Source organism: Streptomyces ficellus, assembly GCF_009739905.1.
In the GTDB taxonomy this organism is placed as follows: Bacteria; Actinomycetota; Actinomycetes; order Streptomycetales; family Streptomycetaceae; genus Streptomyces; species Streptomyces ficellus_A.
This window is the reverse complement of the sequence record NZ_CP034279.1, coordinates 5,348,413-5,363,380: the sequence shown is the minus strand read 5'-3', so window position 1 is coordinate 5,363,380 and position 14,968 is coordinate 5,348,413. Positions and strand designations below refer to the sequence as shown.

12 protein-coding genes are annotated in these 14,968 nt (G+C 73.1%); 9 read left to right on the top strand and 3 right to left on the bottom strand.

The genetic code is table 11. From position 1 onward, the window contains the following. Nucleotides 1–49 precede the first annotated feature (49 nt). The 4 genes from sucB to EIZ62_RS23965 all read left to right on the top strand — a co-directional run bounded on the left by sucB (nt 50) and on the right by EIZ62_RS23965 (nt 6,639). Entirely contained in the window at nt 50–1,819 is a 1,770-nt protein-coding gene (gene sucB / locus EIZ62_RS23980; RefSeq protein ID WP_156694757.1) for a 2-oxoglutarate dehydrogenase, E2 component, dihydrolipoamide succinyltransferase, read from the top strand. 186 nt (nt 1,820–2,005) lie between these two features. Beyond that, a complete protein-coding gene (locus EIZ62_RS23975) occupies nt 2,006–2,629 on the top strand; it encodes a GntR family transcriptional regulator (RefSeq protein ID WP_156694756.1) in 624 nt (207 codons plus the stop codon). A 286-nt stretch (nt 2,630–2,915) separates the two neighbouring features. Then, nucleotides 2,916–5,606 carry a pyruvate dehydrogenase (acetyl-transferring), homodimeric type gene (aceE, locus tag EIZ62_RS23970; RefSeq protein ID WP_156694755.1) on the top strand — a complete coding sequence of 897 codons (2,691 nt, stop codon included), beginning with the start codon at nt 2,916–2,918 and terminating at the stop codon, nt 5,604–5,606. A 55-nt stretch (nt 5,607–5,661) separates the two neighbouring features. Continuing rightward, nucleotides 5,662–6,639 carry a helix-turn-helix transcriptional regulator gene (locus tag EIZ62_RS23965; protein WP_156694754.1) on the top strand — a complete coding sequence of 326 codons (978 nt, stop codon included), beginning with the start codon at nt 5,662–5,664 and terminating at the stop codon, nt 6,637–6,639. 50 nt (nt 6,640–6,689) lie between these two features. Here EIZ62_RS23965 and EIZ62_RS23960 read toward each other — a convergent pair whose 3' ends face one another. After that, a complete protein-coding gene (locus EIZ62_RS23960) occupies nt 6,690–7,622 on the bottom strand; it encodes an SDR family oxidoreductase (RefSeq protein WP_156694753.1) in 933 nt (310 codons plus the stop codon). A gap of 98 nt (nt 7,623–7,720) precedes the next feature. Here EIZ62_RS23960 and EIZ62_RS23955 point away from each other — a divergent pair, with 98 nt between their 5' ends. Further along, on the top strand, nt 7,721–8,239 hold the full coding sequence (locus tag EIZ62_RS23955) for a DUF4240 domain-containing protein (RefSeq protein ID WP_156696571.1): 519 nt from the start codon (nt 7,721–7,723) through the stop codon (nt 8,237–8,239). A gap of 1 nt (nt 8,240) precedes the next feature. Here EIZ62_RS23955 and EIZ62_RS23950 read toward each other — a convergent pair whose 3' ends face one another. Further along, entirely contained in the window at nt 8,241–8,732 is a 492-nt protein-coding gene (locus tag EIZ62_RS23950; protein ID WP_156694752.1) for a GNAT family N-acetyltransferase, read from the bottom strand. Between the two features lie 33 nt (nt 8,733–8,765). Here EIZ62_RS23950 and EIZ62_RS23945 point away from each other — a divergent pair, with 33 nt between their 5' ends. Beyond that, a complete protein-coding gene (locus tag EIZ62_RS23945) occupies nt 8,766–9,671 on the top strand; it encodes a TIGR01777 family oxidoreductase (protein WP_425281842.1) in 906 nt (301 codons plus the stop codon). Between the two features lie 221 nt (nt 9,672–9,892). Next, complete coding sequence (locus EIZ62_RS23940; RefSeq protein WP_156694751.1) at nt 9,893–11,170, top strand: NAD(P)/FAD-dependent oxidoreductase; 1,278 nt, start codon at nt 9,893–9,895, stop codon at nt 11,168–11,170. Between the two features lie 28 nt (nt 11,171–11,198). On the opposite strand, the gene EIZ62_RS23935 is transcribed toward EIZ62_RS23940, so the two are convergent. Beyond that, a complete protein-coding gene (locus EIZ62_RS23935) occupies nt 11,199–12,731 on the bottom strand; it encodes an NsdA family TPR-like regulatory protein (RefSeq protein WP_156694750.1) in 1,533 nt (510 codons plus the stop codon). Between the two features lie 272 nt (nt 12,732–13,003). Here EIZ62_RS23935 and lipB point away from each other — a divergent pair, with 272 nt between their 5' ends. Continuing rightward, nucleotides 13,004–13,852, top strand: coding sequence for a lipoyl(octanoyl) transferase LipB (gene lipB, locus EIZ62_RS23930; protein ID WP_156694749.1), 849 nt, complete (start codon nt 13,004–13,006; stop codon nt 13,850–13,852). A gap of 126 nt (nt 13,853–13,978) precedes the next feature. Beyond that, entirely contained in the window at nt 13,979–14,932 is a 954-nt protein-coding gene (lipA, locus tag EIZ62_RS23925) for a lipoyl synthase (RefSeq protein WP_156694748.1), read from the top strand. The last annotated feature ends 36 nt before the right edge of the window (nt 14,933–14,968 follow it).

Genomic DNA, 14,968 nt, shown 5'->3' with positions numbered 1-14,968 from the left:
TCAGGGCGCGACGACCACTTTCCGCAATTCGTTAGGAGCAACTGAAACCATGTCGGTTTCCGTAACCCTGCCGGCGCTCGGCGAGAGCGTCACCGAGGGCACTGTCACCCGCTGGCTGAAGGCCGAGGGCGAGCGCGTCGAGGCCGACGAGCCGCTGCTGGAGGTGTCGACGGACAAGGTCGACACGGAGATTCCGGCGCCCGCGTCCGGTGTCCTCGCCTCCATCAAGGTCGCCGAGGACGAGACCGTCGAGGTCGGCGCCGAGCTGGCCGTCATCGACGACGGTTCGGGCGCCCCGGCCGCCGAGGCCGCCCCCGCCGCCGAGGCCGCTCCGGCTCCGGCGCAGGAGGCCCCGGCGCAGGAGGCCCCGCAGGCCGCGCCGTCCACCGAGGCGGAGGCCCCGGCCCCCGCCCCGACCGCCGAGGCCGCCGCCGGCGGCGGTTCGGCCGAGGGCACCGACGTCGTGCTGCCCGCGCTGGGCGAGTCGGTCACCGAGGGCACCGTGACCCGCTGGCTGAAGGAGGTCGGCGAGGAGGTCGCGGAGGACGAGCCGCTGCTCGAGGTCTCCACGGACAAGGTCGACACTGAGATCCCCGCTCCGGCCGCCGGTGTGCTGCTGGAGATCGTGGTCGGTGAGGACGAGACCGCCGAGGTCGGCGCCAAGCTGGCCGTCATCGGCGCGAAGGGTGCGGCCCCGGCCGCCGCCCCGGCGCAGGAGGCCCCCAAGCAGGAAGCCCCGGCTCAGGAGGCCCCGAAGCAGGAGGCTCCCCAGCAGGAGGCCCCGGCGCCCGCCCCGGCTCCGGCGCAGCCCGCGCCCGCCGCCCCGGCGCCGCAGGCCGCGCCCGCCACGCCCGCGCCCGCCCCCGCTGCCGCACAGCCGGCGGAGGACGGCGCGTACGTGACGCCGCTGGTCCGCAAGCTGGCCGCGGAGAACGGTGTCGACCTGGCGTCCGTCAAGGGCACCGGCGTCGGTGGCCGTATCCGCAAGCAGGACGTCGTCGCGGCCGCCGAGGCCGCGAAGGCCGCCGCCGCTGCCCCGGCTCCGGCCGCGGCCGCCCCGGCCGCCGCCAAGGCCCCGGCCCTGGAGACGTCCCCGCTGCGCGGGCAGACGGTCAAGATGACCCGCATGCGCAAGGTCATCGGCGACAACATGATGAAGGCGCTGCACTCGCAGGCCCAGCTGACCTCGGTCGTCGAGGTCGACATCACCAAGCTGATGAAGCTGCGCGGCCGCGCGAAGGACGCGTTCGCCGCCCGTGAGGGCGTCAAGCTCTCCCCGATGCCGTTCTTCGTGAAGGCGGCGGCCCAGGCGCTGAAGGCCCACCCGGTCATCAACGCCCGGATCAACGAGGACGAGGGCACGATCACGTACTTCGACTCGGAGAACATCGGCATCGCCGTGGACTCCGAGAAGGGCCTGATGACCCCGGTCATCAAGAACGCGGGCGACCTGAACATCGCCGGCATCTCCAAGGCCACCGCCGAGCTGGCCGGCAAGGTCCGCGGCAACAAGATCACTCCGGACGAGCTGTCCGGCGCGACCTTCACGATCAGCAACACCGGCTCGCGCGGTGCGCTGTTCGACACGGTCATCGTGCCGCCGAACCAGGTCGCCATCCTGGGCATCGGCGCCACCGTCAAGCGTCCGGTGGTCATCAACCACCCGGACCTGGGCGAGACCATCGCGGTCCGCGACATGACGTACCTGTCGCTGTCCTACGACCACCGCCTGGTGGACGGTGCCGACGCGGCCCGGTACCTGACGGCCGTCAAGGCCATCCTGGAGGCCGGCGAGTTCGAGGTCGACCTCGGCCTGTAACCGCCTGGCCACCGCACCTTTCGCGGCGTACGACAGCGGCGCCCGCGACCGGAACGTTCCGGTCGCGGGCGCCGCTGTCGTGTCCACGGCACCAGGCGTGACGGGTGTCTCGCACCTGAGGCGGCCGCTCGGGGTTACCGGGCGGGAATAATGGCCAGCGACCGCCGCAGCAGCGAAGGAGCCCCCATGACCCCGCCCGTCGTCCACTCGCTGCGCGAGCAGATCCGCGAGCACATCGTGGAGGGCATCGTCAGCGGCCGCTGGAAGCCGGGGGAGCGGATCGTCGAGCGGCGCATCGCCACCGAGCTGGCGGTCAGCCAGACCCCGGTGCGCGAGGCGCTGCGCGAGCTGGAGAGCCTGCGGCTGATCGAGTCGGCGCCCAACAAGGGCGTCCGGGTGCGCAACCTGACCGCGGCGGACCTGGAGGAGAGCTACCCGGTGCGGGCGGGCCTGGAGCAGATCGCCGCCGAGCTGGCGGCCGGCCGGCTGGGCGAGGACTGCTCGGCCCTGGAGCCCCACGTGGCGGCCCTGTACGAGGCGGACGCGCGGGCGGACGGTACGGCGCAGGTGCGCCACACGGTGGGCTTCCACCGCGAGCTGGTGCGGGCGGCGCACAACAGCGTGCTGCTGCACACCTGGGAGGGCCTCGGCATCGAGGTCTTCACGGCACTGTCGATCCGCTGGCTCGGCACCGTACAGAAGTCGTACGCGGAGGAGCACGAGGAGCTCGTCCAGGCCTTCCGCCGCGGCGACCCCCGGATCGGCGTCCTGGTGAAGGAACACGTCCTCGGCTGCGCCCCGCGCGCCTGACCCCGCCCCCTGGGCGCCTCCCGCGCGCCCCCGCGTACGCCCGGCGCTCATCGGGCGGCGCACGCGCTCATCCGGTGCTCTCGCCTGCGAAAACAAGGCACCGGGTGCCCATTTTTGTGGCACCGAATGCCGACTTTGGCCTCTGGGGCAAGAATTTTCGCCCAACGCTTTGATCGATCATCGATCACGGTCGTACAGTCGTCCGCGGACTTCAACAGAGGTCCCCTCGCCCTGTCCTGCCAAGACCAAGGGCTCCACACCCCTTCGACTCCGGAAGGCGGCGACTATGACCGACCCCACCCGCATCCAGCCGAGCGAGCTCGACCAGCTGCCGGACCGCGACCCCGAGGAGACCGCCGAGTGGCAGGCGTCCCTCGACGCCGTCGCCAAGGCCGCCGGGCCGCACCGCGCCGCGTACCTGATGCGACGCACCCTGGAGCGCGCCGAGGGCGCCGGTCTCGCGCTGCCCAAGCTGCTCGAAACCGACTACGTGAACACCATCCCCACCGCCTCCGAGGCCGGCTACGGCTTCGACGGCGACGAGGAGATGGAAGCGAGGATCACCGCCTGGAACCGCTGGAACGCGGCCGCCATGGTCTCCCGCGGCTCCAAGTACGGCGTCGGCGGCCACATCGCCACCTTCGCCTCCGCGGCCTGGCTCTACGAGACCGGCTTCAACCACTTCTTCCGCGGCAAGGAGCAGGACGGCTCCGGCGACCAGCTCTACATCCAGGGCCACGCCTCGCCCGGCATATACGCCCGCGCCTTCCTCGACGGCCGGCTGTCCGAGCAGCACCTGGACAACTTCCGCCAGGAGGCCGGCGGCAACGGCCTGCCGTCCTACCCGCACCCCCGCCGCCTGCCCTGGCTGTGGGAGTTCCCGACGGTGTCCATGGGCCTCGGCCCGCTGTCGGCGATCTACCAGGCGCGGTTCAACCGCTACCTGACCAACCGCAACATCAAGGACGTCTCGAACTCCCACGTGTGGGCGTTCCTCGGCGACGGCGAGATGGACGAGCCCGAGTCGACGGCGGCCCTCGCGCTCGCCGCCCGTGAGGAGCTCGACAACCTCACCTTCGTCATCAACTGCAACCTCCAGCGCCTCGACGGCCCCGTCCGCGCCAACTTCAAGATCGTGCAGGAGCTGGAGGCCCAGTTCCGCGGCGCCGGCTGGAACGTCGTGAAGTCGCTGTGGGGCACCGCCTGGGACGAGCTGTTCCAGCTCGACACCACCGGCGCGCTGGTACGCCGGCTGCGCGAGGTGCCGGACGCGCAGATCCAGACGTACCAGACCCGCGACGCGGCCTACATCCGCGAGGACTTCTTCGGCAAGGACCCCGCCCTCGCCGAGATGGGCCGGCTGCTGTCCGACGACAAGATCATCGAGTGCTTCCAGTACTCGCGCGGCGGCCACGAGCCCCGTAAGGTCTTCGCCGCGTACAAGGCCGCCCTCTCGCACAAGGGCGCGCCGACCGTGATCCTCGCCCAGACGGTGAAGGGCTTCACGCTCGGCAAGGGCTTCGAGTCCAAGAACGCCAACCACCAGATGAAGAAGCTCTCGGTGGACGAGTTCAAGGGCATGCGGGACCTGCTGGGCCTGCCGATCTCGGACAGCGACTTCACCGACGGCCAGGTGCCCTACGGCCACCCCGGCGCCGACTCCCCCGAGGTCCGCTACCTCCAGGAGCGCCGCGCGGCCCTCGGCGGCCCCGCCCCGGCGCGCCGGATGCACGCGCTGGACCCGCTGCCCGCGCCGGCCGACAAGACCTTCGCCGCCTTCGACAAGGGCTCCGGCTCGCAGTCGGTCGCGACGACCATGGCGTTCGTCCGTCTGATGAAGGACCTGATCCGCGACAAGCAGACCGGCAAGCGCTGGGTGCCGATCGTCCCCGACGAGGCCCGCACCTTCGGCATGGAGTCGCTGTTCCCGTCGCTCGGCATCTACTCGCCGAAGGGCCAGACGTACGAGCCGGTCGACCGCGACCAGCTGATGTACTACCGCGAGGCCAAGGACGGCCAGATCCTCAACGAGGGCATCACGGAGGCCGGCTCGATGGCCGACTTCATCGCCGCGTCGACCGCGTACTCCACGCACGGCGAGCAGATGATCCCGTTCTACATCTTCTACTCGATGTTCGGCTGGCAGCGGACGGCCGACCAGATGTGGCAGCTCGGCGACCAGCTCGGGCGCGGCTTCCTCGTCGGCGCCACCGCCGGCCGCACCACGCTGACCGGTGAGGGCCTCCAGCACGCCGACGGCCACTCCCCCGTCATCGCGGCGACGAACCCGGCGGCGCTGACGTACGACCCGGCGTTCGCCTACGAGGTCGCGGTGATCGTCAAGGACGGCCTGCGCCGGATGTACGGCGAGACGGCACCGGGCGAGGACCCGAACGTCTTCTACTACCTGACCGTCTACAACGAGCCGATGCCGCAGCCGGCCAAGCCCGAGGGCGTGGACGAGGGCATCGTCAAGGGCCTGTACCGCTTCAAGGAGGGCACCGCCCCGGCGGCGGACGCCCCGCGCCTCCAGCTGCTGTCCTCCGGCACGGCGATCCACTGGGCGCTCAAGGCGCAGGACATGCTGGCCGCCGACTGGGGCGTGACCGCCGACGTGTGGTCCGCGACCTCCTGGTCGGAGCTGCGGCGCGACGCGCTGGAGGCCGACGCGGCGCTGCTGCGCGGCGAGGAGCGCGTGCCGTACGTGCGCCAGGCGCTGGCCGACGCGCAGGGCCCGGTGCTGGCGGTCACCGACTACATGCGCCAGGTCCCGGACCAGATCGCGCAGTGGGTCGAGCAGGACTACAGCTCGCTCGGTGCCGACGGGTTCGGCCTGTCGGACACCCGCGAGGCGGCCCGCCGCCACTTCGGCGTGGACGCCGAGTCCGTGGTGGTCGCCGCGCTGGCGCAGCTCGCCAAGCGCGGTGAGGTCCCGGCCTCCCTGGTGAAGGACGCCCGCGAGCGCTACGGCCTGTAGGAACGGTGCTCAGGAAGGCCCCCGCCGCGGCGGGGGCCTCTTGCATGATGTGTCCATGCGCGCTGCCCGCCTGATCAAGATGGTGCTCCTGCTCCAGTCCCGTCCGTCCATGACGGCCGCCGAGCTGGCGCGCGAGCTGGAGGTGTCCGAGCGGACCATCACCCGGGACGCGCTCGCCCTGTCGGAGGCCGGGGTGCCGGTGTACGCCGACCGGGGCCGGGCGGGCGGCTACCGGCTGATCGGCGGCTACCGGACGCGCCTGACGGGACTCGCGCGCAGCGAGGCGGAGGCGTTGTTCCTGTCGGGGGTGCCGGGGGCGCTGCGGCAGATGGGGCTTGACGACGCGGCGTCGGCGGCCCGGCTGAAGGTCTCGGCGGCGCTGCTGCCGTCGCTGCGGGACGCGCCGTCCTCGGCGGCGCAGCGGTTCCACCTGGACGCGCCCGGCTGGTACCAGGAGCCCCGGACGCCCGAGCTGCTGCCGGTCCTGGCGGAGGCGGTGTGGGACGACCGGACAGTGTCGGTGCGCTACCGCCGCGGGGCCCGGGCGGCGCGGCGGGACGTGGAGCGGGAGCTGGAGCCGTACGGGCTCGTGCTGAAGGCGGGCGTCTGGTACCTGTGCGCCCGCGCCGGGACGTCCTTCCGCGTCTACCGGGTGGACCGTTTCACCGCCGTCACGCCCGTGGAGGAGCGGTTCTCGCGGGACGAGGGGTTCGACCTGCCGGCGTTCTGGGAGGAGCGGGCGGCTGAGTTCGCGCGGTCCATCCTGCGGGCGGAGGCGGTGGTGCGGCTGACGGAGGCGGGCGCGCGGAGCCTGCCGCACGTGACGGACCGGGCCGCCGCCCAAGAGGCCCTGGCGGCGGCCGGCCCGCCGGACGCGGAGGGCCGGGTGACGGTGACCCTGCCGGTGGAGTCGGACGAGGTCGCCTACGCCCAGCTGCTGCCGCTCGGGCCCGAGGCGGAGGTGCTGGAGCCGCGGTCGCTGCGGGCACTGTTCGCGGACGCGGCGACCCGGCTGGCCCGGCTCTACGGGTAGCCGTCTCCACCGGGAGCCGTCTCCACGGGTAGCCGCATCTGCGGGTAGCCCTACCGGTAGTCGTCGGCGGTGGCGTCCTTGCCGCCGTGGACGACGTCGATGAAGTACGCCCAGCCGTCGGGCCGCGACCCGTCGGTGTCGGTGAAGCCGTACTCCCGGGCGAGCTGCCCGCTGGACAGCGACCGGCCGTTCCAGCGGTGCCGGCCGGGGTCGGCGGCGAGCGCGGCGACCGCCCGGCCGACGTACGCCGGGGATTCGGCGATCGCGAAGTGCGGCTCGCGGGCCACGGCGTCGCGCCAGTTCTCCTCCGTGACACCGTAGATGTCGAGCATCATCTCGGAGCGGAGGTAACCGGGGCTGAGCGCCACCGCGGTGCCGCCCACCTCCTTCAGGTCCTCCCCGAGGCTGAAGGCCATCCGCAGGGGTGCGTTCTTGGCGAGGTCGAAGTAGAAGTTCTCACGGAACCGCGCGTTGTACTCGGACGTCCCGTCCGTCATCTCCACGACCAGCCCTCCCGGGTTCCGGACCAGCAGCGGAAGCGCGCAGCTGCTGGTGATGACGTGGCTGCGGACGCCCAGTTCCAGCATCCGCAGGCCCTGCTCCAGGTCGGTGTCCCACATCTTCCTGCCCCAGGGGATGAGGTGGTCGCCTCCCCACAGGCTGTTGACGAGGACGTCGAGCCGCCCCCGCTCGCGGTCGATACGGGTGACCAGCGCGCGCACCTCGTCGGGCACGAGGTGGTCGGTGGGCACGGCGATGCCCTCGCCGCCCGCCGCCGTGACGAGCTCGGCGGTCTCCTCCACGGTCTCGGTGGGCCGCCCCACCTCGCTGACACGGGTCCGGGTGGTGCGGCCGGTGACGTACACCGTCGCTCCGGCGGCGCCGAGCTGTACGGCGATGGCGCGGCCCGCGCCACGCGTGGCGCCCGCGACGAGGGCGATCGTTCCGGCGAGGGGGGTGCGCTGAGGCGTGTCGTTCGTCATACGGTCACCATGCCCGGCAAACCCGACATCCTCTGTCCGGTTTCATTTTGGCCGCTCCGCGTGCACGGTCCTCCCCGACCCAGGATGCTGGTCCCGTGATGGACGAGACGGAGTTCTGGGAGATCATCGACACCACCCGCGAGGCCGCCGAGGGCGACCCGGAGGACCACGCCGAGCTGCTCGTGGAGCGGCTGCTCCAGCTCGACCCCGACTCCGTGCTCGACTTCGCGCGGCACTTCGAGGCCCGCTACAACCGCGCGTACACCTGGGACCTGTGGGGTGCGGCGGCCGTGTTGCTGGGCGGCGCGAGCGACGACGCCTTCGACTACTTCCGCTGCTGGCTGATCGGCCAGGGCCGGGAGGTGTTCGAGGGGGCGGTGCACGAACCGGACGCGCTGGCGGAGCTGCTGGACGACTTCGACGAGGAGATCGACGGGGACGGCGAGGAGCTGGGGTACGCGGCGGACGAGGCGTACGAGCAGCTCACCGGCGTCGTCGCACCCGATCTGGGGATCGCGCCCCAGGCCCCGGAGCCGGCGGGCACCCCGTTCGACTTCGACGACGACGCGGGCCTGGAGGAGCGCTTCCCCCGGCTCTGGGACCGGTTCGGGGTGTGAATCAGACCAGGGCGCGCCCCATGAAGACGTCGTCGACGTACCGCCCGTCCAGGAAGAACTCCCCCGGCAGGACGCCCTCGACGGCGAACCCCTCCGACGCGTAGAGGGTGCGCGCGGGCTTGTTGTGGCCGAGGACGCGCAGGGTGATCCGGGTGGCGCCCTGGCGGAGCGCCTCCTCGCAGGCCGCCCGCAGCAGGGCCCGCGCGAGGCCCCGGCCGCGCGCCCAGTCGGCGACGGCGAGCCCCTGGATCTGCCGTACGTGCGCGTTGCACGCGAGGCGCGTGGGGGGCACGAGCCGTACGTATCCGGCGGGCCGCCCGTCGGCCTCGGCCACGAGGTAGTCGTCCGGGCGGTGGCTGGAGTCGAAGAACGGGTCGTACGGCGGCTGCGGCCGCGGCTGTACGGCGTGCAGCGGCGACCAGGTGTCGCGGTCGAGCCGCGCGAGGGCGTCAGCGTCCTCCTGGCGCGCCGGGCGTATGTGCGGGGTCGTCATGACCGCCACTGTGCCACGGGGCAGGATGGGCCCATGAAAAATATCGGTATCGCCCGTGTCGCGGTCACCGGCTCCTCGGGGCTCATCGGTACGGCCCTGGTCCGCTCGTTGCGGGCCGACGGCCACGAGGTCGTCCGGCTGGTGCGCCGCCCGGCGCGGTCCGGTGACGAGGTCGAGTGGGACCCGCGGCGCCAGTACGTGGACGCCGCCGGGCTCGCCGGGTGCGACGCGGTCGTCCACCTCGCGGGGGCGGGGGTCGGTGAACGCCGCTGGACCGAGGCGTACAAGAAGGAGATCCGGGACAGCCGGGTGCTCGGCACGGCGGCGATCGCGGAGGCCGTCGCGTCGCTGGACGTCCCGCCGAAGGTCCTGCTGTGCGGGACGGCGCTCGGCTACTACGGCGACACCGGCTCGCGGGCGGTGGACGAGACGGCACCCGCGGGCGACGGTTTCCTGCCGTCCGTGTGCGTCGAGTGGGAGGAGGCCGCGGCGGCCGCGGAGGAGGCGGGGATCCGTGTCGCGTACGCCCGCACCGGCCTGGTGGTGGCGCGCGAGGGCGGCGCGTGGGGGCGGCTGTTCCCGCTGTTCCGCGCCGGGCTGGGCGGCCGGCTCGGCGACGGTGAGCAGTACTGGAGCTTCATCTCCCTGCACGACGAGGTGGCCGCACTGCGGCACATCCTCGACACCGAGTCGCTCGCCGGCCCGGTGAACCTCACCGCCCCGGACCCGGTCACCAACCGGGAGGTCACCGCCGCGATGGGCCGCGTCCTGCGCCGCCCCGCCTTCCTCCACGTCCCGGCCCCGGCCCTCCGGGTCGCCCTCGGCGACTTCGCCTCCGACGTCCTCGGCAGCCAGCGCGTGCTCCCCACCCGGCTCCTCGGCTCGGGCTTCCGCTTCGCGTTCCCCACCATCGACACGGCGATCGCGTCGGCGGCGTAGCAGCGTTCCCGCGGGCCGCGCCGGCCTGCGGGGGGCGGGGTCGCCGCGCCCGGGGGAATTCCGGCCGTGTGCGACCCCCGTTGCTTCGGTGACCCCGATCGCGCGCGTGTGACCAGGCACACCGCTCGCTCGTACGCTCGGAGCCCGAACTCGGGTATTCCTCCGCCCTGTTAAGGGCATGAGCCCCCCACGCACCGAACCGCCACCCCGGGGAGGGACACGTGCTCAAGCACGCACGCCACGCGGACGTCGTCATCGTAGGAGCCGGAATCGCGGGCCTTGCCGCGGCTCAGCATCTGACCAGTGCGGGAGTGACCGTCAGCGTCCTGGAAGCCGCTTCGCACATCGGCGGCCGGATGGCCACCGAGCACATCGACGGGTTCCGGCTCGACCGGAGCGGGCAATGGCTCAGCACCTCGTACCCCGGCCTGGGCGGCGCCGGGCTCCGGCTCTTCCAGCCGGGGGTCCTGGTGCACAGCGAGGGCCGGCTGCACCGCACCGGAGAGGTCGGCAGGAGCGCCGCCCGGTGGGCCAGGGCGCGGGCCCTGGCGAGCGCGCCGCGCCCCCTGGACCAGGCCCGGCTGGGCGCCTCGCTGGCGCGGCTCGCGGCGGCCGGGGACGCCCGGCTGCTGGCCCGCCCCGAGCGTCCGGCGCTGGACGCGCTCGCGGGCCGCGGGCTGCCGGCGCGTACCGTCAACGGGTTCGTCCGCCCACTGCTGTCGGCGCTGCTGTGCGACCCGGACCTGACGACGTCCAGCCGCCCAGCCGACCTCGCGCTGCGGGACTACGCGCGCGGCCGGCTGTGCGTACCGGCGGGCGGCGCCGCCGCGCTGCCCGAGCGGCTGGCGGCGACGCTGCCGCCGGACACGGTGAAGACCGGCGTGCACGTCAAGGACGCCTCCATCAACAAGGTCGTCACCGCCGAGCACGGCGAGCTGGGCTGCCGGTCCCTGGTGGTGGCCACCGGCGCCCGCGCGGCGGCGGAACTGCTGCCGGGGCTGCGCGTACCGGGCTTCCACCCGGTCACGGTGGTGCACCACACGGCGCCGGCCGCCCCGCCGACGGAGGCCGCGCTCGTCCTGGACGCCGACCGCACGGGCCCGGTGTCGCACACGGCCGTGATGAGCGAGGTCGACCCGGCGCGGGCACCGCACGGCCGCGTGCTGGTCAGCTCGACGGTGCTGGGCGCCCCGCCCGAACGGCTCGAGCACCGGGTGCGCAGGCACCTGGCGGCCCTGTACGGCACCGACACGGACGACTGGGAGCCGCTGGCCGTGCACCACGACCCGGAGGCCGTCCCGGCGATGCCCCCGCCGCACGATCCGCTCCGGCCGGTCCGGCTGCTGGGCGGGCTGTATGTGTGCGGCGACCACCGCGACACGAGCACCGTCCAGGGCGCGTACCGGTCCGGCCGCCGTGCCGCGGAGGCGGTGCTCCGCGACCTCGGCGTCCCGGTCCCGTCGTCCCGCGACACGACCGCGCTGCGGGCGGCCGCCTAGGACGGCTGCGCGACCTCACGCACACGCCCTAGCCGATGGCGCCGATCCGGTCCCGATAGTTCCGGACGGCGCTCGCGTCCCGGTAGGGCTCCAGTCGACGCTCGAAGTCGCGGACGTACTCCACCGCCCGTGCCGAGCGCATCTCGGAGGCCTGCTGGGCGGCCTCCGCGCCGAGCGCGCACGCCTGGTCCAGCTCGCCGAGGCCCAGGCGGGCGGTCGCGAGGACGAGCCGGCAGAAGAGGCGGCTGCGCGCGAAGGCGGGCGCGCGCAGTTGCAGGGAGCGTTCCGCGTGCTGCGCGGCGGCCCGGTACTGCTGGAGGTCGCGGTGGCAGTGGCCGAAGTCGTCCGCGAGCTGGGCCTCGTCGAAGAACCGCGCCCAGTGCGGGACGTCGTCGCCGGGCCGGGCGGCGTCCAGCGCGCGCTCGGCCCTGACGAGGGACGAGGTGCAGGCCCGTACCTCGCCGAGGACGGCGTGGCCGCGCGCCTCCACGGCGTGGAGCATGGCCTGGACGACGGGCGGCGCGGCGGAGCCGACGCCCTGCTGGGCGACGCGCGCCAGCTGCACGGCCTCGCGTCCGTGGCCGAGGTAGACGGCCTGGCGGCTCATGGTGATCAGGACGTACGAGCCGTAGGCGCGGTCGCCGGCGGCCTGGGCGAGCCGCAGGGCCTGCACGAAGTACCGCTGGGCGAGGCCGTGGGCGGCGATGTCGTACGAGGTCCAGCCGGCCAGCCGGGTCAGGTCGGCGGCGGCGCCGAAGAGCCGGCGCCCGACCGTCTCTCCGTACACGCCGCGCAGCATCGGCTCGGCCTCGTGCTCCAGGTAGCGGACGAGGGCCTGGCGGGCGTGCCCGCCGCCGTAGGCGTGGTCGAGGGTGCGGAACAGTTCGCCGACGGAGCGCAGGGCGGCGATGTCCCCGCCGGTGACGCGCTGCCCGGGGCCGCGGTCGGTGGAGCGCTGGCGCGGTACGGAGGCGGCGGGGGCGGGTGAGCGGCCCTGGACGTGGCCGGCGGCGGGGGCGCGGCCCTGGGCGGGGACGCGGGGTTCGGCGAGGCGGGGCGCGTCGGCGCGGCCCGGCCGTTCATCGGGGCGTCCGGCGCGTTCGTCGGCCCGGCCGACGCGTTCGTCGGCCCGGCCGATGAGCCAGTCGCGGCTGGGGACGACGAGTCCGGCCGGGGTGAAGGCGATCTTGCGGAGTTCGGCGTGGCTGCCGGAGTCCTTGCGCCACAGGCCGCTGACGATGTCGACGGCCTCCTCCGGCGTCGCGGCGAACTCGAGCCCGGCGTACACCGGCGCGCAGGCGTCCAGGCCCAGGTCCTGGGCGGACAGCCGGCGGCCGAGACGGCGGGTGAACACCTCGGCGATCAGCGCCGGTGTGGTGCCGCGCGGCTGCTGTCCGCGCAGCCAGCGGGTCACCGACGTCTTGTCGTACCGCAGGTCGAGGCCGTGTTCGAGTCCCAGCTGGTCCACGCGTCTGGCGAGGCCGGCGTTGGAGAACCCGGCTTCGGCGATGAGGGCGGCGAGCTGGCGGTTGGGGGTGCGCTGCGGGGGGCGATCCGTCATCGGCTGTGCGGTCTCCTGCCTTGCCTTCTGGGCCGGGGTGCAGACCCCCTTGGAACGGCGCGAATTTAACTGCCTTCGACGTCCGTACCGCCGCCTTCGCCCCACATTCATCCGATCGTGTGAGGATTGAGGGCGCTGCTGACGGGAAGCGTCCGGGCCTCCGAGGAGCCGTACCTGCCCGTCCGCGGCCGCCGGCGCCGCCGTACAGTGGCGTGGGGCGCGATGAATGCACGCTGCAAGATTCTTGTGCAAGGTTCTAGGGAGGCGTTGCCGTGAGTGAGCTGCGATTCGTCCATGTGGGCTTCGGCGCGGACGCGGTCGAGTACCAGCTGGCGTGGGACAGGCAGCGCGAGGTCCACGCCGCTCGTTTCGCGGACGAGATCCCCGACACCTGCCTGCTGCTGGAGCACCCGCCGGTGTATACGGCCGGGCGGCGCACCGAGGACAGCGAGCGCCCCCTGGACGGTACGCCGGTCATCGACGTGGACCGCGGCGGCAAGATCACGTGGCACGGACCGGGCCAGCTCGTCGGCTACCCGATCATGAAGCTTCCGCGCCCGGTGGACGTGGTGGCTCACGTACGCCGCCTGGAGGAGGCGTTGATCCGCACGGCGGCGGAGTTCGGCGTGGGGACCACGCGGATCGAGGGCCGCAGCGGGGTGTGGGTGCTGGGCGACCCGGTGGCGGAGCGCCCGGCGCTGGGCGGGCTGTCGCTGGACTTCGATCCGCGCCTGCACGACGACGAGTTCGACCCCCGGCTGAACGGCCCCGAGTACGCCCCGTCCAACGCCGGCCAGCGCCGCGAGGACCGCAAGCTGGCGGCGATCGGCATCCGGGTCGCCAAGGGCGTCACGATGCACGGGTTCGCCCTGAACGTGAACCCGGACAACACCTGGTTCGACCGGATCGTCCCGTGCGGGATCCGGGACGCGGGGGTGGCGTCGCTGTCGGAGGAGCTGGGCCGGGAGGTGACGATCGCCGAGGTGCTGCCGGTGCTGGAGCGCCATCTGCGGGAGGTGCTGGAGAACGCCGACCTGCGACCCCGTACGGTCGAGTCCGCCGCGGCGGCCGTTACGAAGACCGCCGCCGGGACCGTTCCGGGGGCCGTCGCGACCGCCTAGGCGGCGCCTGGGAATGCGCCTCTTGGGCCAGAGGTTGGCCAGGCGTAACGACAGTCGCCGAGAGGCCACACTTTTATCGGGCGTACCCTGGTGTTCGCCGACGAATCGAAGCCGTAGGAGCCAGCCGTGTCCGCAGTCGCACCCGACGGACGCAAGATGCTGCGCCTGGAGGTCCGGAACAGCCAGACCCCCATCGAGCGCAAGCCCGAGTGGATCAAGACCCGGGCGAAGATGGGTCCCGAGTACAACCAGCTCCAGAAGCTCGTGAAGAGCGAGGGACTGCACACGGTCTGCCAGGAGGCGGGCTGTCCCAACATCTTCGAGTGCTGGGAGGACCGCGAGGCGACCTTCCTCATCGGTGGTGACCAGTGCACCCGGCGTTGTGACTTCTGCCAGATCGACACGGGCAAGCCGCAGGCGCTGGACCGTGACGAGCCGCGCCGGGTGGGCGAGTCGGTCGTCGCCATGGACCTGAACTACGCCACGATCACCGGTGTCGCGCGTGACGACCTGGACGACGGCGGCGCCTGGCTGTACGCGGAGACCGTGCGCCAGATCCACGCCATGACCGCGGAGCGCGAGGGCGGCCACACCAAGGTCGAGCTGCTGATCCCCGACTTCAACGCGGTGCCCGAGCAGCTCGCCGAGGTCTTCTCGTCCCGCCCCGAGGTGCTGGCCCACAACGTCGAGACGGTGCCGCGGATCTTCAAGCGCATCCGCCCCGGTTTCCGTTACGAGCGTTCGCTGGAGGTCATCACCAAGGCCCGCGAGGCCGGTCTGGTGACCAAGTCGAACCTGATCCTCGGCATGGGCGAGACCCGCGAGGAGGTCAGCGAGGCGCTCCAGCACCTGCACGACGCGGGCTGCGAGCTCATCACGATCACCCAGTACCTGCGCCCCTCGGTGCGCCACCACCCGGTGGAGCGCTGGGTGAAGCCGCAGGAGTTCGTGGAGCTGCAGGAGGAGGCCGACGAGATCGGCTTCTCCGGCGTGATGTCGGGCCCGCTGGTCCGCTCCTCGTACCGCGCGGGCCGCCTCTTCCAGCAGGCCATGGAGCGGCGCAGCCGAGCCGCAGCGTAGGTTGCGGGTCCGCCCGAGGTACGAGGGCGGGCACGC